This window comes from Pseudomonas sp. WOUb67 (assembly GCF_050058005.1).
GTDB lineage: Bacteria > Pseudomonadota > Gammaproteobacteria > Pseudomonadales > Pseudomonadaceae > Aquipseudomonas > Aquipseudomonas putida_R.
In genome coordinates this window covers 3381198-3398801 of the sequence record NZ_CP170112.1, presented here as the reverse complement: position 1 = coordinate 3398801, position 17604 = coordinate 3381198, and the positions used below count along the sequence as shown (strand labels likewise).

The window sequence follows — 17604 nt, the reverse complement described above, 5'->3', positions numbered from 1 at the left end:
CCATGCGTGTGTCGCTTAACGAAATACAGGTGATGTGCCGCAAGGCCTTCGAAGGCATGGGCTTCGCCCCCGGCGACTGCGAGGATGCCGCCGAGCTGGTGGGCTGGTTGCAATTGCAAGGGCTGGATGGCCTCGGTGCGCTGGAAAAGGCCCTGCGCTACCTGCAAGCCGAAGCTGCCCAGCCGTACACCCTGAGCCATGAGGATGACGCCCTGCTGGTGATCGACGCCAAGGGCCAGAGCGTGTTGCGCTGCGCCGCGACAGCGGTGGAACTGGCGGCCGCCAAGGCCATGCGCCGTGGCCACACCGAGTTGCGCATCCACCACTGCCACAACCGCTTGCTGCTGCTGGGTTACCTGAGCCGGGCAGCGGTGCAGGGGCTGCACGTGCAAGCCCGCTGGGAGGACGCCCGTCAGTGCCACCTGGCCGACTTTACCGCCGGCATCCAGCGCCCGGAACTGCGCAGTGAAGCCCGGCCCGGCGCCATTGACGCGGCCGAGCAAAGCGTCACGGTGCTGTTCAGCCGGCCAGGCCAGACTGCAACGGCGCCAGCCAACCCGCAAAGCACCTTGCAGCAAGGCTTTACGGTCAACGAACACACCTGGCTACGGCTCAAGCAGCTGGCCGAACACATCCTCGTCGAAAGCACCGATGCCTCGCGCCGCCATGGCGCAGGCGGCGGCAGCGATGCTGACTGAAGCGGCTCAACACTCAGGAAACCAACCCATGAAACATGCAATCAAGACCGAGCTGTTCGCCTCCCGGGCCCCCCTGGAGTGGGCGGTGGTCGGCAACGGTACGCTCTACACCGCCCAGATCCCCATCGATGCACAGGGCCAGGTGGTTGCCGGCGGCATCGAGGCACAGGCCCGCCAGACACTGGACAACCTGCGCCATACGCTGGAAGCCGCCGGCAGCTCGCTGGATGCCGTGACCCAGGTGCTGATCTACGTGACCGACCGTAAATACCTGGCCACCGTCAACAGCCTGTATACCGACTACTTCCAGGCCCCTTACCCCAACCGCGCGGCGATCGTGGTGGCAGGGTTGGCACGCGAAGAAATGCTGGTGGAGCTGGTGGTGTACGCCTGTCTCTGAGGGCCGTGAGGCGCTCGTCTGGAGATTTTCAGCGTCTGTGCGATCGAGCGCCGCCCGCGCGGCGCATCGCGAGCTGCGCTCGCTCCTACGTTTGTTTCGGGCCAATTATTCCTGGGGGAATTGCGCGCGGACGCTTTGGCGCATGCCTCGATATCGAGTTGTATCAACAAGGCGGTCGCGCGCGCCTGTCACAGGCATTACTGGCCCGAAACAAACGTAGGAGCGAGCGCAGCTCGCGATGCGCCGCGCGGGCGGCGCTCGATGTACGCACCACATCGACCGCAAGACATGCACCCAGAAGACCTCACGCCTCCCCCGCCAGGCACCGGCCTGTGCCCCATCTCGGTTCAAAACCCTCAATCCAATCAAAACCGCCCTTTTTTGATGCATCGGCCAAAGCAGCCAGACAGCGGCGCTCAGTCGTGCCCTCCGCATTTCCCGCATTCCCGGCACATCCAAGTGTTTTCGGCACTTTCATTGCAAAGGTTGTGTGTGCTCAACGCACAGGCAATCCATAGCAACCGAGGCTCACGCCAGACACAGCACCCACTTACCCCAGCAAGGCAGCACCCTGAAAAACGTAGAAGAACGGCAATGAAGCTGCCGGCGACGGCGGCAAGGAGTGGGTATGTCCCGGGCTTTTTTCAATGAAATGTACGAAGCGAACGGCAGTTGCCGCCCGCATTACCAGGAGTTCGCCCGCTGGCTGGCCAACACCCCGCTGGAGCTGCTGGAACAGCGCCGGCGTGAGGCCGACCTGCTGTTTCACCGTGCAGGCATCACCTTCACCTTGTACGGCGATAGCCAGGACACCGAGCGCCTGATCCCCTTCGATATCATCCCGCGCAGCATCCGCGCCAGCGAGTGGCGCACCGTCGAGCGTGGCTGTATCCAGCGGGTGCAGGCGCTGAACCTGTTCCTGCAGGACATCTACCACGATCAGCGCATCCTCAAGGCCGGCATCATCCCGCCAGAGCAGGTACTGGCCAACGAGGGCTACCAGATCGCCATGCAGGGCCTGGACCTGCACCGTGGGCTGTATGCCCATATCGCCGGTGTCGACCTGGTGCGTGACGGCGATGGCAGCTACTTCGTGCTGGAAGACAACCTGCGTACCCCCAGCGGCGTCAGCTACATGCTCGAAGACCGCAAGATGATGATGCGCCTGTTCCCCGAACTCTTTGCCGCCCAGCGCATCGCGCCCATCGACCATTACCCCAACCTGCTGCTGGACACGCTCAAGAGCGCCAGCCCGCTGGACAACCCCACTGCCGTGCTGCTCACCCCAGGCCGTTTCAACAGCGCCTACTTCGAGCATGCCTTCCTGGCCCGGGAAATGGGCATCGAGCTGGTCGAAGGCGCAGACCTGTTCGTGCGTGACGAGCATGTCTACATGCGCACCACGGCCGGCCCCCAGCAGGTGGACGTGATCTACCGCCGGCTGGACGACGACTACCTCGACCCGCTGTCCTTCAACCCTGACTCGACGCTGGGCGTACCGGGGCTGATCTCGGTGTACCGCGCCGGCAATGTGGTGCTGGCCAACGCCGTCGGCACAGGCGTGGCCGACGACAAGTCGATCTACCCGTATGTGGACGACATGATCCGTTTCTACCTGAGCGAGGAGCCGATCCTCAACAACGTGCCGACCTGGCAGTGCCGCAAGCCTGCGGACCTGTCCCATGTCCTGGCCCACCTGCCCGAGCTGGTGGTCAAGGAAACCCAGGGCTCCGGTGGCTATGGCATGTTGGTGGGGCCGGCGTCGACCAGCGCCCAGATCGAGGACTTCCGCGCGCGTATCAAAGCCCGCCCGCACGCCTATATCGCGCAACCCACCTTGTGCCTGTCGACCTGCCCCACCTTCGTCGACAGCGGCATCGCGCCGCGCCACATCGACCTGCGCCCGTTCGTGCTATCGGGCAGTGAAACGCGCCTGGTGCCTGGCGGCCTGACCCGCGTGGCCTTGCAGGAAGGCTCGCTGGTGGTCAACTCGTCGCAGGGCGGCGGTACCAAGGACACCTGGGTGGTAGAGGACTGAACCATGCTTTCGCGAACCGCTTCCGACTTGTACTGGATGTCCCGCTACCTGGAACGTGCAGAAAACCTCGCACGCATGCTCGAGGTCAGTTATTCGCTGTCGCTGATGCCCCAGGCCGGGCGCAGCGACGGCCATGCCGAGCTGGCCATGTCGCTGCTGGCCTCTGGCACGCTGGACGACTACATCCGCCGGCACACCGAGCTCGACACCGAGCGCATGCTGCACTTTTTTGCCCTGGACGCGACCAACCCCAGCAGCATCTATTGCTGCCTGCAGGCCGCCAGGACCAATGCCCATGCAGTGCGCGGCCGGATCACCGCCGACATGTGGGAGAACATCAACGCCACCTGGATCGAAATGCGCAACATCGCCAGCAATGGCCTTGGCCGCTATGGCATCAGCCAGTTCTGCGACTGGGTCAAGGAACGCTCGCACCTGTTCCGCGGCGCCACCTCCGGCACCATCATGCGCAACGATGCCTACAGTTTCATTCGCCTGGGCACCTTCCTGGAGCGGGCGGACAACACCCTGCGCCTGCTCGATGCGCGCTACGAAATGTTCGGCGAGGCCTCCGAAGAGGTCAGCGACAGCTCCGCCCGCGGTTACTACCAGTGGAGCGCCCTGCTGCGCGCGCTGACCTCGTACGAAGCCTTCAACGAGCTGTACCGCGCCGCGCCCAGTGCCCGGCCAGTGTCCGAGCTGTTGCTGTTGCGGGTGGACGTGCCGCGCTCGCTGCATGCCTGCATCGAGGAACTGGACATGATTCTGGCCGGCCTGCCAGGCAGCAGCGGCCGCGCCGCCCAGCGCATGGCCGCCGAACTGAACGCGCGCCTGCGCTACACCGCCATCGACGAAATACTCGACGCCGGGCTGCATCCCTGGCTGAGCGACTTCATCGGCCGCGTCAACCAACTGGGCCAGGCCGTCCATCACTCCTACCTGGAGGTTGTATGAAACTGTCCATTCGCCACGACACCACCTACAGCTACGCCAGCGACGTGAGCAACAGCATCCAGTTCCTGCGCCTGACGCCGCGCAGCAGCGAACGCCAGCGCATCAATGACTGGCAACTGGACCTGCCCTGCAAGGTCAAGGGCCAGATCGACCCCTATGGCAACATCCTGCATGTGCTGACCCTGGACAAACCCCATGGCCACCTGGCACTGACCGCCCGCGGCCAGGTCGAGATCGACCCGGACTGCGAACACGAAGCCGAGGGCCAGTCACCCCTGCCGTTCCTGCGCGGCAGCCACCTGACCTTGGCCGATCAGGCCCTCATTGCTTTCGCCGCGCAGCACTGTGGCAGCCACCGCGACCGGGCAGCGCTGATCGGGCTGATGCAAGGCCTGGCCGAGCACATGCCCTACAGCCCCGGGGCCACGTCGGTGGGCACCACGGCCATCGAAGCGTTCAGCGGTGGCGCCGGCGTGTGCCAGGACCACACCCACGCCTTCCTGGCCTGCGCACGCAGCCTGGGGGTGCCGGCACGCTATGTGTCCGGTTACCTGTGCACCGAGGACGAACAGCACCTGGCCAGCCATGCCTGGGCCGAGGCCTGGGTCGATGACGCCTGGTACAGCTTCGACATCACCAACCGCCTGACGCGGCCGGAACGACACTTGAAGCTGGCGGTCGGCCTGGACTATCTCGATGCATGCCCGGTCAGGGGCGTACGCCGCGGCGGTGGCGCCGAAGCCATGCAGGCCAGCGTCCACGTGCATCGCCAGTGACGGGCTTGCTGCAGGCCGGTCTTGCCGCGTGGGTGCGGCAAGGCCACTCCACACGCATCACAAGGGAAACCGCATGACTTACTGCGTCGCCATGCATCTTGAGGACGGGCTTGTCTTCATCAGCGACTCACGCACCAACGCCGGCATCGACCAGATCTCCACCTTTGCCAAGTTGTTCGTCTTCAGCGTGCCGGGCGAGCGGCTGATCGTGCTGCAGACCGCCGGCAACCTGGCAACCTCGCAGTCGGTGGTGAACCTGCTGCGCCAGCGTACCCAAGGCAGCGGCCCTCATCTGCTGAACGTTGCCACGCTCTACGACGCTACGGTGCTGGTTGCCGACACCCTGCGTGAAGTGGTCAGCCGTGACCGCAGCAAGCTTACCGCCGACGTCGACCTGAGCAGTTCATTCATTGTGGGCGGCCAGATAGCCGGCGGGCCCATGGCCATCTACAACGTCTACGCACAAGGCAATTTCTTCCAGGCCACGCCGGACACCCCGTTCCTGCAACTGGGCGAAAGCAAATACGGCCGGCCAATCCTCGACCGCAACCTGGATTACCGTACGCCGCTTGATGAAGCGCTGCGCTGCGGCCTGATTTCGTTCGATTCCACCATCCGCAGCAACCTGTCGGTGGGCATGCCACTGGACTTGCTGGTGTACCGCAATAACAGCCTGGAAAGCACGACCCGCCAGCGCATCACCAGCGACGACGCCTATTACCAGCAGATTCGCAGGCAGTGGAGTGACGGCCTGAAAACCCTGCTGGCCGAACTGCCAGCGCCGCCTTATGGCTGAATAAGCAAACTGCTCAAAATCTCTGCTGCCCGCACTGGCCTCTTCGCGGGCTCGCCCGCTCCCACAGTGGAAGCAACTGTGTTGCACCATCACTCAAGCTACCGCATCACCAGGTAGGAGCAGCCTTGCGCTGCGAAGAGGCCGGTAGGGCTGCAGGTCATCTTTGGCTGCAATGGCCTCTTCGCAGCACAAGGCTGCTCCTACAGGTGCTGTGCTTGCCTTGGAATCGAGACAGTAGTTGGACCAGCTGCCTGGCTGAAAATCTAAAAGGGGCCCCGCCCCCCGTGTGGGAGCGGGCAAGCCCGCGAAGAGGCCGGTACTGGCAACACGTCCGTGACGGCAATTGCAATCCTCGGGACGCCGTGGGTTATCCTGCGCCTTGGGAGCAACTGTCTGGCACCATCACTCAGGCTACCGCATCACCAGGTAGGAGCAGCCTTGTGCTGCGAAGAGGCCGGTAGGGCTGAAAATCATCTTTGGCTGCAATGGCCTCTTCGCAGCACAAGGCTGCTCCTACAGGTGCTGTGCTTGCCTTGGAATCGAAACAGTCAGTTGGACCAGCTGCCTGGCTGAAAATCTAAAAGGGGCCCCGCCCCCCGTGTGGGAGCGGGCAAACCCGCGAAGAGGCCGGTACTGGCAACACGTCCGTGACGGCAATTGCAATCCTCGAGACGCCGTGGGTTATCCTGCGCCTTGGGAGCAACTGTCTGGCACCATCACTCAGGCTACCGCATCACCAGGTAGGAGCAGCCTTGCGCTGCGAAGAGGCCGGTAGGGCTGAAAATCATCTTTGGCTGCAATGGCCTCTTCGCAGCACAAGGCTGCTCCTACAGGTGCTGTGCTTGCCTTGGAATCGAAACAGTCAGTTGGACCAGCTGCCTGGCTGAAAATCTAAAAGGGGCCCCGCCCCCCGTGTGGGAGCGGGCAAGCCCGCGAAGAGGCCGGTACTGGCAACACGTCCGTGACGGCAATTGCAATCCTCGAGACGCCGTGGGTTATCCTGCGCCTTGGGAGCAACTGTCTGGCACCATCACTCAGGCTACCGCATCACCAGGTAGGAGCAGCCTTGCGCTGCGAAGAGGCCGGTAGGGCTGAAAATCATCTTTGGCTGCAATGGCCTCTTCGCAGCACAAGGCTGCTCCTACAGGTGCTGTGCTTGCCTTGGAATCGAAACAGTCAGTTGGACCAGCTGCCTGGCTGAAAATCTAAAAGGGGCCCCGCCCCCCGTGTGGGAGCGGGCAAGCCCGCGAAGAGGCCAGTACTGGCAACACGTCCGTGACGGCAATTGCAATGTTCTAGACACCGTGGGTTATCCTGCGCCCTCGCCCCTGTCACGAGACTGTCATGTCGTCCGCTGCCACACCGGTGCAAACCCACCGCGCCGACCAAGACTCGCGCAATGCCGCCCAGGTACTCAGCCTGTGCCTGCCCAGTGACGTACTGCTCTACCTGCTGCTGCCGATGTACGCCGCCGATTTCGGCGTGACCCTGGCCGAGGCGGGCATTCTGCTTGCGGCCAACCGCCTGGTGCGCATCATCGGCTACGGCTGGGTAGTGCGTTTCTATGCCCGCCATGGTGACCGCGCGGCCTGCAGCCTCGCCGCCTTTGCTGCCGCCGTGTGTGCACTGGGCAACGCGGTGCTGACCGGTTTCGCCGCACTGCTGGTGCTGCGCCTGGTCTGGGGCCTGTGCTTCGCCACCTTCAACCTCAGCACCCAGACCCTCGCCACCGCCGAAGCACAGGGTGCAGCCCGCCGTGCCGGGCGCTCGCGGGCAAGCATTTCCATCGGGCCAATGCTGGCCTTGCCGCTGGGTGCGCTGATGACCCAGGCCTACGGCCCGCGCAGTGTGTTCTTCGTGCTGTGCATCAGCGCCCTGTTCGGGCTGTGGCGTGCGCGTGCCCTGCCCTGCACCGGTCACCCGGTTGCCAGCCGGGGTGGCCGACGGCTGCGCCTGCCAGACAGCATCGCCACCTGGTCCTTCATCGAAGGGGTGACCCTGGACGGCCTGTTCATCTTTGGCCTTTCGCTTTACGCCCAAACCCACCTGGGTGAGTCCGGCGTGCTGGCAGCGGGTGTGCTGATGGCGGTGCGCTACCTCAGCGAAATGCTCTTCAGCCCCTTCGGCGGGCGCCTGGCCGACCGCTTCGGGCCGCTGCGCATGCTGGTAGCGCTGTCACTGGCCACATCGTTGGCGCTGCTGCTGTTCGGCAGCCACTGGCTGTTCATCGGCGCGTTTTTCGTGCTGGTGCTGCGCGCCCTGCAACTGCCACTGGTGATGACGCTGGTCGCCCTGCGCAACCCGCAACAACGCATCCAGGCACTGGCCGGCAACGCCATATGGCGCGACATCGGTGCCGGGCTCGGGCCGATGCTTGCGGGGGTATTGCTGCCGCAGGTACCGGCGATCTGGGCCTATGCCGGGGCGGCACTGGCGGTTGCGGTGGCGGCGTTGAATTGTGCCTGGTCGGCGCGGCAATGAAGGCTGGTGCCATGCATGACATGGGCTCACCTATGGGGTGAGGAGTGATCGTTTGAGTCGATCAAATCGCTGAAATCTAATGGGTGCAAACCAACAAGAAGCTCGCACGGAAGCGATCAGCGATAGAGAAAACCACACGATGACTCCAACGTTCTCATTACTCGTCCTGGGCACCGCGATACTCCTGATCGTCGTCATGATCAGCAAACTTAAAGTACACCCCTTTCTGGCCTTGATGGCCGCAAGCCTGGTGGTCGGTGTCGGCACCGGCATGGCGCCCACGGCAATCGTGGCCGCATTCGAGAAAGGCATGGGCAGCACGCTGGGCTTTCTTGCCGGCATCATCGGCCTGGGCAGTATCCTCGGCAAACTGCTGGAAGAATCCGGGGGCGCCAGGCGCATCGCCACCACGCTGCTGAACAGGCTGGGTGAACGCAATGCTTCGTGGGCAATGATGCTCGTCGGCTTCATCGCCGGTATCCCGGTGTTCTTCGAGGTCGGTTTCGTCCTGCTGATACCGTTGATCTACGTGGTGGCACGGCAAACCCGCATCAGCATGCTGTACCTTGGCGTGCCGCTGGCCACCTCGCTGATGGTGGTGCACTGCATTCTCCCGCCACACCCGGCCGCCACGGCCATCACCGGCATGCTCAATGCGGATATCGGTACTGTCATCCTGTACGGCCTCATCGTTGGCCTTCCGACCGCTATCATCGCGGGCCCGGTGTGGGTTCGCTTCACCTGTGGCCGTGAAGCCGGCGAATCCCAGCAGGCCTTCCTGTCTGCGCGCACGGTGGCTCAAGCAGAAGAGCAGGCAATGCCCGCGTTGGGCATCACACTCACCACCGTACTGCTGCCACTGGTGTTGATGGTCGGCAAAACGTTGGCCGCTACGGTTCTGGAAAAGGGCTCTGCGCTGTACGAGTGGGTGGCCTTCGTGGGCAGCCCACTGATTGCCCTGACGCTGTCGGTGGTGTTCGCCTACTGGGCACTGGGCTTGCGTCGCGGCCTGGACATGGCACACCTGCTGAGCCTGACCCAGCGCTGTTTCCCTCCCCTGGCCGGCATTCTGCTGATCATCGGTGCCGGTGGTGCCTTCAACGACATGCTCGTGGGCAGCGGCATCGGCAAGGCACTGGCCGATGTGCTGAACCAGACGCAGCTCAACCCGATCATCCTCGCCTGGTTGATCGCCGGGATCATGCACTTTGCCGTTGGCTCGGCCACCGTCGCGATGATCAGCGCGGCCGGCATGGTCATGCCGATCCTTGGCCAGCACCCGGAATACAACCGGGAAATCCTGGTGATCGCCATCGGCGCCGGCGCCATCGGCTGGACCCACATCACCGACTCTGCGTTCTGGGTGGTGAAGGAATACCTGGGCCTTTCCCTGAGTGATGCACTGAAGAAGTTCACTGCCGCTACAGTACTGGCCTCGGTAGTCGCCTTGTGCCTGACCCTGCTCCTTTCGAAGATTGTCTGATCTACTCTGCACATACCGCACTACAGGTGAAATCATGATTCACGGAAAAACCCTGGAAGCCTGGCAACAAAGCCACCCGATCATCGCCGAGCTGGTTGCCCTGAAACAAACCAGCTGGTTCAACCCTGGCATCGCCAAGGCTGCAGAAGCCCTGCACGACGTGGGCCTGACAGCGGCCGACGTGCAAGCCACCAGCGCGCGGCTGCTGCGGTTCGCGCCTTACCTGGCCACGGTGTTCCCCGAGACGGCAGCGGCCGGCGGGGTCATCGAGTCGCACATCACCCCGCTACCGCAGCTGCGCCAGCTGCTTATCGACGAAGGATCGCTACAGAATGCAGGCAGCCTGTGGCTCAAGGCGGACAGCGACTTGCCTATCTCCGGTTCGATCAAGGCCCGGGGCGGCATCCATGAAGTGCTCAAGCACGCCGAGGACCTGGCCCTGGCGGCCGGCTTGATCACGCCAACAGATGACTACACCAAGCTGGCGAGCGACCAGGCCCGTGCATTCTTCAGCCAGTACAAGATCGCCGTGGGTTCGACCGGCAACCTGGGGCTGTCGATTGGCATCATGAGTGCCAAGCTGGGCTTCCAGGTGAGCGTGCACATGTCGTCTGACGCCAGGCAATGGAAGAAGGACAAGCTGCGCGCCAACGGCGTCACGGTGGTCGAACACGCCTCCGACTACAGCGTGGCGGTCGAGCAAGGCCGCCAGCAGGCGGCTTCAGACCCCAGCTGCTACTTTGTCGACGACGAAAACTCCCCACAGCTGTTTCTCGGCTATGCCGTGGCCGCCGAACGGTTGGCGCGGCAGTTCGACCAGGCCGGCATCCAGGTAAACGCAGATCATCCTTTGTTCGTGTACCTGCCGTGCGGCGTAGGGGGCGGCCCGGGTGGTGTCGCATTCGGGCTGAAGCTGGTGTTCGGCGATGCCGTGCACTGCATCTTTGCCGAACCTACCCACTCCCCCTGCATGCTGCTGGGTGTTTATACCGGCCTGCACGACGAAACCAGCGTGCAGGACTTCGGCATCGACAACATCACCGCCGCCGACGGCCTGGCGGTCGGTCGCCCATCAGGGTTTGTCGGCAAAGCCATGCAGCGGCTGATCGATGGTTACTACACCGTGACCGACGAGGAACTGTACCGCTTGATGGTCATCGCCCATGAGCAGGACAAGGTCAAACTGGAACCCTCTGCCCTGGCCGGCGTACCCGGTATGCTGCGGGTGCTGCAAGCAGGCGAGTACCTGGCTCGCCAGGGCTTCACCCCAGCCCAGTTGCAGCAGGCTACCCACCTCGTCTGGGGAACGGGTGGCAGCATGGTGCCGATTGATGAATTCAACGCCTATCTGGCGAAGGGGCGTAGCGTGCAGGCGGCGCCGTGAAACTCAATGGCTCGCACCTGGGCAGCCTGCATGTCTTTCTGGTGGCGGCACGGCACTTGAGCTTCTCGCGCGCCGCCGATGAGCTGTGCCTGACGGCCAGTGCCGTGAGCCATCGCATCAATCGCCTGGAAGACGAGCTGGCGCTCAAGTTGTTCCATCGCATGCCGCGCAAGGTCAGCCTCACCGAAGACGGCGAGCGCCTGTTCGCGGTCATGCAACGGACCATGGATGAGCTGAGCGAGGCCGTGCAGGAACGTGCGCACGCCGAAATCGCCGGCCAGCTGACGTTGTATGTGCGCCCGTCAGTCGCACAATGCTGGCTGGTGCCGCGGCTGGCGCAGTTCACCGCCCGCTACCCTGATATCCAGCTGGATATCAGGGTGGGCAACGAGAGCATCGATTACCGCACACGCAAGATCGACTTGGTCCTGTGTTATTCGGATGGCCATCACCCGGGGTTGCAGAGCATCCACTTGATGGACGAGCGGATCGCCCCGGTGTGCTCCCCCCGTTACGCAGAAACCCATGCACTGACCGGTGACCTGCACCCGCTGGATCACTGCACCGCCTTGCATGACGTAGCGGCCTGGGACAACGCTGCATTCGATGCAGAATGGCAGCTCTGGGCCAACACCACAGGTGCGGGTATCAGCCTCCCGCGCCGATTCCTCACCTTCGATCGCTCCGACCTGTGCACGCTCGCCGCGTTGAATCACGTAGGTATCGCCATCGGCCGCGAACAGCTCGTCAAAGATCGTATTGCACACGGTGAACTGGTTCTACCGTTCGGTGGTTTCGTCGACACCCCCAACTATGGCTATTACCTGGTCTACCCGCATCATGACCCGATGCCCAAACGCCTGCAGGTGTTGATCGACTGGCTCGTGAAAGAAGCCTGCACTGACCTGTAGGAGCGGCCTTGTTCAGGCGCGGATGCACTGCGCAAACACCGGCTCCTGCAGATAGGCCACGTTCAGTCGGGTCCAGGGTGTCACAGCCTTCTGGTTCGTCTGGAAGATCGCCCCCGGCGCCAGCATTACCCCCTTGCCCTGCACTTCGCGGGTCAGCAGCGCGGTGTCTTCGATCCCGGGAAAACGCGCCCACAGGTACAGGCTCTGTTCCGGTCGGCAGAACACTTCGGCCCCCAGTTCGTCCAGGACCCGCAAGCCACCGGCAGTGGCTTCCCGCACCCGGTCCTGCAGGCGCATCAGGTGCCGCAGGAAATGCCCTTCGCTGAGGATCACATCCGCCGTGCGCTCGCACAGTTCCGAACAGCTGGTGTGCAGCATCATCTGCAGGTCGGCCAACTCGTCGATGGCCTCCTTGCTGCCTGCGATGTAACCCACCCGCAAGGCCGCCGACACCGATTTGGAAAAACTGCCGATGTACAGCGACCGGCGCAACTGGTCGAGCGCTGCCACCTTGAGCGCAGAGCTGGGTTTGAAGTCGGCCAGGGCATCGTCTTCGACCAGCAGCAAGTCGTGCCGCTCGGCCAGTTGCAGCAGCCGGTGGGCCTTGGCCGGGGAGATATCCGAGCCGGTAGGGTTGTGGCACACCGACTGGATGAAGAACAACCGGGGCCGCTCGACACGCAGCAGGGCCTCCAGCGCGTCCATATCCGGGCCATCCGCCAGGCGCGGAACGCTCAGCAGCCGCGCGCCGTGCAGTTGCAGCTTGCCGAACAGCGGGTAGTACCCCGGGTTTTCCACCAGCACCGCGTCGCCCGGCACCACGAAGCGGCGGATGATCAGGTCCAGCGCATGGTTGGCACCGTGGGTGGTCACGATCTGCCGGGGCGTGGCACTGATGGCGTAGCTGGCCAGCTTGCGCACCAGGCTCTGGCGCAGGCCCGGATTGCCCAGGCGGTTGCCATAGCGGAACAGGTTGCCGGCACCGCTGCGCATGGCCTGCCGGGTGAACTTGTCGAGGCGCATGTCCTGCAGCCAGGCCACCGGCGCAAAACCTTCACCCAGCGGCGCCAGCCCGGGTTCGCGAACGAACTGCTGACGCATCATCCAGATGGTGTCCATCGCCCGGGTATAAGGCGGTGTCTCATCCACTTCGGCGGCCTGCACCTGCGCGCCGACGAAAAAGCCCTGGCCGTGGCGCGCCTCCACCAGCCCCTTGGAGGCGAGGATCTCGTAAGCGGTGATCACCGTATTCTTCGAATGCCCATGCAAGCGCATGTATTCGCGCAGCGACGGCAGGCGATCGCCGACCTTCAGCACCCCAGTACGGATCTGCTGCTCAACCGCATCGGCGACCTGCTGGGCAAGGGTGACACGGGGCATCGGCGGGCTCCTGGGCTGTCAGGGGTACAGTCTGGGTACTGTTGGGCAAAACTGTACCTTTAATCAAGGGCACAGTGGCTGCACATTTAGCACCAAGCCGGCGACGCGCTCAAGCCGCCGCCCAACAACAATGACTCCAACGGAGCTTTCATGAGCCTCGACTCCCGCCTGCCCGCTTTCCGCAACCTGTCCCCTGCCGCACGCCTGGATCATATCGGCCAGCTACTCGGCCTGAGCCACGACGACGTCAGCCTGCTGGCCAACCCCGGCGCCCTGCCGATGGACATTGCCAACGGCATGATCGAAAACGTCATCGGCACCTTTGAACTGCCCTTTGCCGTGGCCAGCAACTTCCAAATCAACGGCCGCGATGTGCTGGTGCCGCTGGTGGTGGAAGAACCCTCGATCGTCGCCGCGGCTTCGTACATGGCCAAGCTGGCCCGCGCCAATGGCGGCTTCATCACCTCCAGCAGCGCCCCACTGATGCGTGCCCAGGTACAGATCGTTGGCGTGCAGGACCCGCTCAATGCGCGCCTGAGCCTGCTGCGGCGCAAGGACGAAATCATTGAGCTGGCCAACCGCAAGGACCAGTTGCTCAACAGCCTCGGTGGCGGCTGCCGGGACATCGAAGTGCACACCTTCGCCGATACCCCACGCGGCCCGATGCTGGTGGCGCACCTGATCGTCGATGTGCGCGATGCCATGGGTGCGAACACCGTGAACACCATGGCCGAGGCCGTGGCGCCGCTGATGGAAGCGATCACCGGGGGCCAGGTACGCCTGCGCATTCTGTCCAACCTGGCCGACCTGCGCCTGGCCCGGGCCCAGGTGCGCATCACCCCTGAACAATTGAAAACGGCTGAGTTCAGCGGCGAGGCGGTGATCGAAGGCATCCTCGACGCCTACGCCTTCGCGGCGGTCGACCCCTACCGCGCGGCCACCCACAACAAGGGCATCATGAACGGCATCGACCCGCTGATCGTCGCCACCGGTAACGACTGGCGTGCCGTTGAAGCCGGCGCCCATGCGTTTGCCTGCCGCAGTGGCCACTATGGTTCGCTGACCACCTGGGAAAAGGACGGTAACGGCCACCTGGTCGGCACCCTGGAAATGCCGATGCCCGTGGGCCTGGTCGGCGGCGCCACCAAAACGCACCCTCTGGCGCAACTGTCGCTGCGCATCCTGCAGGTGAAAACCGCCCAGGACCTGGCGGAGATTGCCGTGGCCGTGGGCCTGGCGCAAAACCTCGGGGCCATGCGCGCCCTTGCCACCGAAGGCATCCAGCGCGGCCACATGGCCCTGCATGCGCGCAATATCGCTGTGGTCGCGGGCGCCCGGGGCGATGAGGTGGACTGGGTTGCCCGGCAACTGGTACAAAACCACGATGTGCGTGCCGACCGCGCCGTAGCGCTGCTGAAACAGAAGCGCGGCGAATGACCATGGCCCCGGCGCAAGCGGTAAAGGTGTTTGAAGTCGGGCCGCGTGACGGCCTGCAGAACGAGCGCCAGCCGTTGTCGGTGGCCGCCCGCGTGGGTTTGATCGGCGAATTGGCGGCCACCGGCCTGCGGCATATCGAAGCCGGCGCTTTCGTGTCGCCGCGCTGGGTGCCGCAAATGGCCGGCAGCGAGGAGGTGTTACGCCAGTTGCCCGATAACGACGGGGTTCGTTATGCAGCCTTGGTGCCCAACCTGCAAGGCTTCCAGGCCGCGCAGCGGGCCGGTTGCCGCGAGGTGGCGGTGTTCGCCGCCGCCTCCGAGGCGTTCTCGCGTAACAACATCAATTGCTCCATCGATGAAAGCTTCGAACGCTTCGCCCCGGTGCTGCAAGCCGCCAGGCAAGCGTCAATCCAAGTACGCGGTTATGTATCCTGCGTGCTCGGCTGCCCGTTCAGTGGTGCGGTGGCGCCAGAGGCCGTGGCCAAGATCGCACGGCGCCTGCACGAACTGGGCTGCTACGAGATCAGCCTGGGCGACACCATCGGTGCCGGCAGGCCGGACGCCACCGCGCAGCTGTTCGAGCACTGCGCGCAGCACGTGCCGGTGGCAGCGTTGGCGGGGCACTTCCACGATACCTGGGGCATGGCCATCGCCAATGTTCATGCCGCGCTGGCACAAGGTGTACGCACCTTCGACAGTTCGGTCGCAGGCCTTGGCGGCTGCCCCTACTCGCCTGGCGCCAGCGGCAACGTGGCCACGGAAGATTTGTTGTACCTGTTGCACGGCCTGGGCTACAGCACCGGTGTCGACCTGCAGGCCGTGGCACGGGTTGGCGTGCACATCAGCGCCCAGCTGGGCACCGCCAACCGCTCCCGCGCCGGCCTCGCCCTGGCGGCAAGGAGCGCCAGCCAGCACTGATCGCACCCGTAGCTCCCGAACAAAAACAACAAGCCCGCAAGGGCAGGAGAAAACCAATGACCCTTGAATGCCGCCTGCAGCCCCTCCCCCCGGAGGTGGACCATGGCTGACGACAACCTGTATGAAGTCTGGGGCGACACCGTGGACAGCCGCCACCTGCTCGCCGCCATCGCCATCGGCGCCGCCTGCAGCCTGGGCACGTTCTTTCTGGCCGAACACTTGCTGACCGGCTGGGTCGAGTCCAGCCAGATGGCCCGCGCCTACGCGATGCTGCTGGGCATTCTTGGCTCACTGCTGGGCGGCGGGGTCAGCGCCTGCCTGTTCAAGCCCAAGCGCCATGTGGTCGAGCACGTCGCCGACCCTGCCTGGCGCCAGCAAGTGATCGAAGAGCTGCGCAGCGAATACGGCGGCATCGGCCAGCTCAGCGACCTGCCGCAAGAGGTACGCAACGAGTTGCGTGAACTGGGCCTGGAGCGCCTGTTCGATGAAGCCGAACCCGATAACGCAGGCGTCGCCTGCACCAGCACCGCCACCCTGAAGCGAGGTGCCGCCTGATGGACGCCCTGTTCGACCAGGTTCTGATAGCCGTACTGATGGGCGTGATCGGTGCCGTGGTGTTTGCTGCCATCGGCCTGATCTCCGGCAGCGACGAAACCACCACCCTGGCGCCGCTGACCTTGCTGGTGGTCCTGCTGGGCGTGCCCGCAGCCGGGGTGTTCACCTTCTTCCTTGCCGGCGCGGTGGCCAAGCACATGACCCACGCGGTGCCCACGGCGTTGCTGGGCATCCCCGGTGACACCATGGCTACCCCACTGATGCGCGAAGCGAACTTCCTGCGCAACCTTGGCGTGCCGCACATTGCCCTGCGCAAGATGATCTCCGGTGCGGTGATCGCCGCGCTGGTGGCCGTCCCGCTGGCGGTGCTGTTCGCCGTGCTGCTGGCGCCCTTCGGCGATGCGATCAAACAGGCCGCGCCCTGGGTGTTCCTCGCCGCCGCCACCACCATTGCCTACTTCTCGGCCGGCCGCTGGGCCTCGGTGCTGGCGCTGCTGCCCTTCGTGCTGGTGATCATCGCCTTGCAGACCCTCACCGGCCAGCACGGCGTCAAACTCAGCGTCAGCTACTTTCTGGGCATCGCCATCGGCCCGCTGATCGCCGCCCTGTTCGCCATGCTCGCCCCGGCAGAGCGGGCGCGGATGAAGCGCAACGAGCGACGCACCTTTGCCCTGTCGCCAGACGTCAAGGGATGGGGGGGCTGGTTCCCCAACCCGCTGAAGGTACTCGACCGCCGCCAGGCCGGCTGGACCTTGGCCACCGCCACGGTGTCCAGTGCCACCTTCGTGTTCAGCCCGGTGGCGATGACGGTGATCCTCGGTGAGGTGGTGGGCTCGCGCATCAAGCACGCCTATCACCGCCTGACCACGGTCATCAGCGTGCGCAATGGAGTTACCGAGTCCACCTACATTGCCGAGGCGCTGATCCCGCTGATTGCCTTTGGCCTGCCGCTCAGCCCGGTAGCCGCCGGGCCGGCCGCACCGCTGTTCAACGCCCCGCCACGCTTCACCGTGGACAGCGCCAGCGGGCAGGTGAACAACCTGCACAACCTGCTCAGCGCAAGCGAGTTCCTCGCCTACGGCATGCTCGCGGTGGTGATCGCCATCCTGATCGCCTACCCCTTCTCGATGAACTTCGCCCACCGCGCCGCTTCGTTCGTTTCCCGGCGCATCAGCCACGAAGCGGTGATCGCCACCTTCGTCGGCCTGATCCTGGTGATCGGCCTGTGGGAAGGCGGCCTGCTGGGCCTGCTGGTGATCCTCACGGTCGGCCTGCTGGGTGGTTTCCTGTACCGCTTCATCGGCTTCAACATCGGCGTGCAATTCATGGGCTACTACACGGCCGTGCTCAGCGTGCCGGCCATCGTCGCCCTGTTCGGCTGAACTGACCCTCCC

Annotated in this window: 14 protein-coding genes and 1 pseudogene; 14 read left to right on the top strand and 1 reads right to left on the bottom strand. The window is 64.3% G+C overall.

The window, feature by feature from the left end; all coding sequences use genetic code 11:
• The first annotated feature begins 2 nt into the window (after nucleotides 1-2).
• The 10 genes from ABOC32_RS15205 to dsdC all read left to right on the top strand — a co-directional run bounded on the left by ABOC32_RS15205 (nucleotide 3) and on the right by dsdC (nucleotide 11921).
• Nucleotides 3-698, top strand: coding sequence for a DUF3726 domain-containing protein (locus ABOC32_RS15205; protein WP_426807778.1), 696 nt, complete (start codon nucleotides 3-5; stop codon nucleotides 696-698).
• Nucleotides 699-726: 28 nt separating this feature from the next.
• Nucleotides 727-1098: a RidA family protein gene (locus ABOC32_RS15200; protein WP_426807777.1), complete on the top strand. Its 372-nt coding sequence runs from the start codon at nucleotides 727-729 to the stop codon at nucleotides 1096-1098.
• 628 nt (nucleotides 1099-1726) lie between these two features.
• Nucleotides 1727-3136, top strand: coding sequence for a circularly permuted type 2 ATP-grasp protein (locus tag ABOC32_RS15195; protein ID WP_016486198.1), 1410 nt, complete (start codon nucleotides 1727-1729; stop codon nucleotides 3134-3136).
• Nucleotides 3137-3139: 3 nt separating this feature from the next.
• Complete coding sequence (locus ABOC32_RS15190) at nucleotides 3140-4090, top strand: alpha-E domain-containing protein (protein WP_043195880.1); 951 nt, start codon at nucleotides 3140-3142, stop codon at nucleotides 4088-4090.
• On the top strand, nucleotides 4087-4866 hold the full coding sequence (locus ABOC32_RS15185; protein WP_426807776.1) for a transglutaminase family protein: 780 nt from the start codon (nucleotides 4087-4089) through the stop codon (nucleotides 4864-4866). Before ABOC32_RS15190 ends, ABOC32_RS15185 begins: the two co-directional genes overlap by 4 nt.
• A 73-nt stretch (nucleotides 4867-4939) precedes the next feature.
• The gene (locus ABOC32_RS15180) at nucleotides 4940-5662 is read left to right on the top strand and encodes a peptidase (protein ID WP_426807775.1); all 723 of its coding nucleotides are present in this window, start codon (nucleotides 4940-4942) and stop codon (nucleotides 5660-5662) included.
• Between the two features lie 1344 nt (nucleotides 5663-7006).
• The gene (locus ABOC32_RS15175; RefSeq protein WP_426807774.1) at nucleotides 7007-8143 is read left to right on the top strand and encodes an MFS transporter; all 1137 of its coding nucleotides are present in this window, start codon (nucleotides 7007-7009) and stop codon (nucleotides 8141-8143) included.
• Nucleotides 8144-8282: 139 nt separating this feature from the next.
• Complete coding sequence (locus ABOC32_RS15170; RefSeq protein ID WP_426807773.1) at nucleotides 8283-9626, top strand: gluconate:H+ symporter; 1344 nt, start codon at nucleotides 8283-8285, stop codon at nucleotides 9624-9626.
• Between the two features lie 34 nt (nucleotides 9627-9660).
• Nucleotides 9661-11010 carry a D-serine ammonia-lyase gene (locus ABOC32_RS15165; protein ID WP_426807772.1) on the top strand — a complete coding sequence of 450 codons (1350 nt, stop codon included), beginning with the start codon at nucleotides 9661-9663 and terminating at the stop codon, nucleotides 11008-11010.
• Nucleotides 11007-11921: a DNA-binding transcriptional regulator DsdC gene (dsdC, locus tag ABOC32_RS15160; protein ID WP_086977425.1), complete on the top strand. Its 915-nt coding sequence runs from the start codon at nucleotides 11007-11009 to the stop codon at nucleotides 11919-11921. Before ABOC32_RS15165 ends, dsdC begins: the two co-directional genes overlap by 4 nt.
• Before the next feature lie 12 nt (nucleotides 11922-11933).
• Here dsdC and ABOC32_RS15155 read toward each other — a convergent pair whose 3' ends face one another.
• A complete protein-coding gene (locus ABOC32_RS15155; RefSeq protein WP_426807771.1) occupies nucleotides 11934-13301 on the bottom strand; it encodes a PLP-dependent aminotransferase family protein in 1368 nt (455 codons plus the stop codon).
• Nucleotides 13302-13445: 144 nt separating this feature from the next.
• Between ABOC32_RS15155 and ABOC32_RS15150 the strand changes: the two are divergent.
• From ABOC32_RS15150 to ABOC32_RS15135, 4 genes and pseudogenes are all read left to right on the top strand, one after another.
• Nucleotides 13446-14738 (top strand): annotated as a pseudogene (locus ABOC32_RS15150) (hydroxymethylglutaryl-CoA reductase, degradative); the annotation flags it as partial.
• A complete protein-coding gene (locus tag ABOC32_RS15145) occupies nucleotides 14735-15655 on the top strand; it encodes a hydroxymethylglutaryl-CoA lyase (RefSeq protein ID WP_426807770.1) in 921 nt (306 codons plus the stop codon). The pseudogene ABOC32_RS15150 and the gene ABOC32_RS15145, both read left to right, overlap by 4 nt.
• A 102-nt stretch (nucleotides 15656-15757) precedes the next feature.
• Nucleotides 15758-16210: a hypothetical protein gene (locus tag ABOC32_RS15140; protein WP_426807769.1), complete on the top strand. Its 453-nt coding sequence runs from the start codon at nucleotides 15758-15760 to the stop codon at nucleotides 16208-16210.
• The gene (locus ABOC32_RS15135; protein ID WP_426807768.1) at nucleotides 16210-17592 is read left to right on the top strand and encodes a tripartite tricarboxylate transporter permease; all 1383 of its coding nucleotides are present in this window, start codon (nucleotides 16210-16212) and stop codon (nucleotides 17590-17592) included. The genes ABOC32_RS15140 and ABOC32_RS15135 overlap by 1 nt, the downstream gene beginning before the upstream one ends.
• The last annotated feature ends 12 nt before the right edge of the window (nucleotides 17593-17604 follow it).

Coding starts and splice junctions, on each gene's coding strand:
- ABOC32_RS15135 (WP_426807768.1), top strand. CDS start 16,210: ATGGACGCCCTGTTCGACCAGGTTCTGATAGCCGTACTGATGGGCGTG.
- ABOC32_RS15205 (WP_426807778.1), top strand. CDS start 3: ATGCGTGTGTCGCTTAACGAAATACAGGTGATGTGCCGCAAGGCCTTC.
- ABOC32_RS15200 (WP_426807777.1), top strand. CDS start 727: ATGAAACATGCAATCAAGACCGAGCTGTTCGCCTCCCGGGCCCCCCTG.
- ABOC32_RS15165 (WP_426807772.1), top strand. CDS start 9,661: ATGATTCACGGAAAAACCCTGGAAGCCTGGCAACAAAGCCACCCGATC.
- ABOC32_RS15180 (WP_426807775.1), top strand. CDS start 4,940: ATGACTTACTGCGTCGCCATGCATCTTGAGGACGGGCTTGTCTTCATC.
- ABOC32_RS15155 (WP_426807771.1), bottom strand. CDS start 13,301: ATGCCCCGTGTCACCCTTGCCCAGCAGGTCGCCGATGCGGTTGAGCAG.
- ABOC32_RS15170 (WP_426807773.1), top strand. CDS start 8,283: ATGACTCCAACGTTCTCATTACTCGTCCTGGGCACCGCGATACTCCTG.
- ABOC32_RS15190 (WP_043195880.1), top strand. CDS start 3,140: ATGCTTTCGCGAACCGCTTCCGACTTGTACTGGATGTCCCGCTACCTG.
- ABOC32_RS15145 (WP_426807770.1), top strand. CDS start 14,735: ATGACCATGGCCCCGGCGCAAGCGGTAAAGGTGTTTGAAGTCGGGCCG.
- ABOC32_RS15195 (WP_016486198.1), top strand. CDS start 1,727: ATGTCCCGGGCTTTTTTCAATGAAATGTACGAAGCGAACGGCAGTTGC.
- ABOC32_RS15185 (WP_426807776.1), top strand. CDS start 4,087: ATGAAACTGTCCATTCGCCACGACACCACCTACAGCTACGCCAGCGAC.
- ABOC32_RS15175 (WP_426807774.1), top strand. CDS start 7,007: ATGTCGTCCGCTGCCACACCGGTGCAAACCCACCGCGCCGACCAAGAC.
- ABOC32_RS15140 (WP_426807769.1), top strand. CDS start 15,758: ATGGCTGACGACAACCTGTATGAAGTCTGGGGCGACACCGTGGACAGC.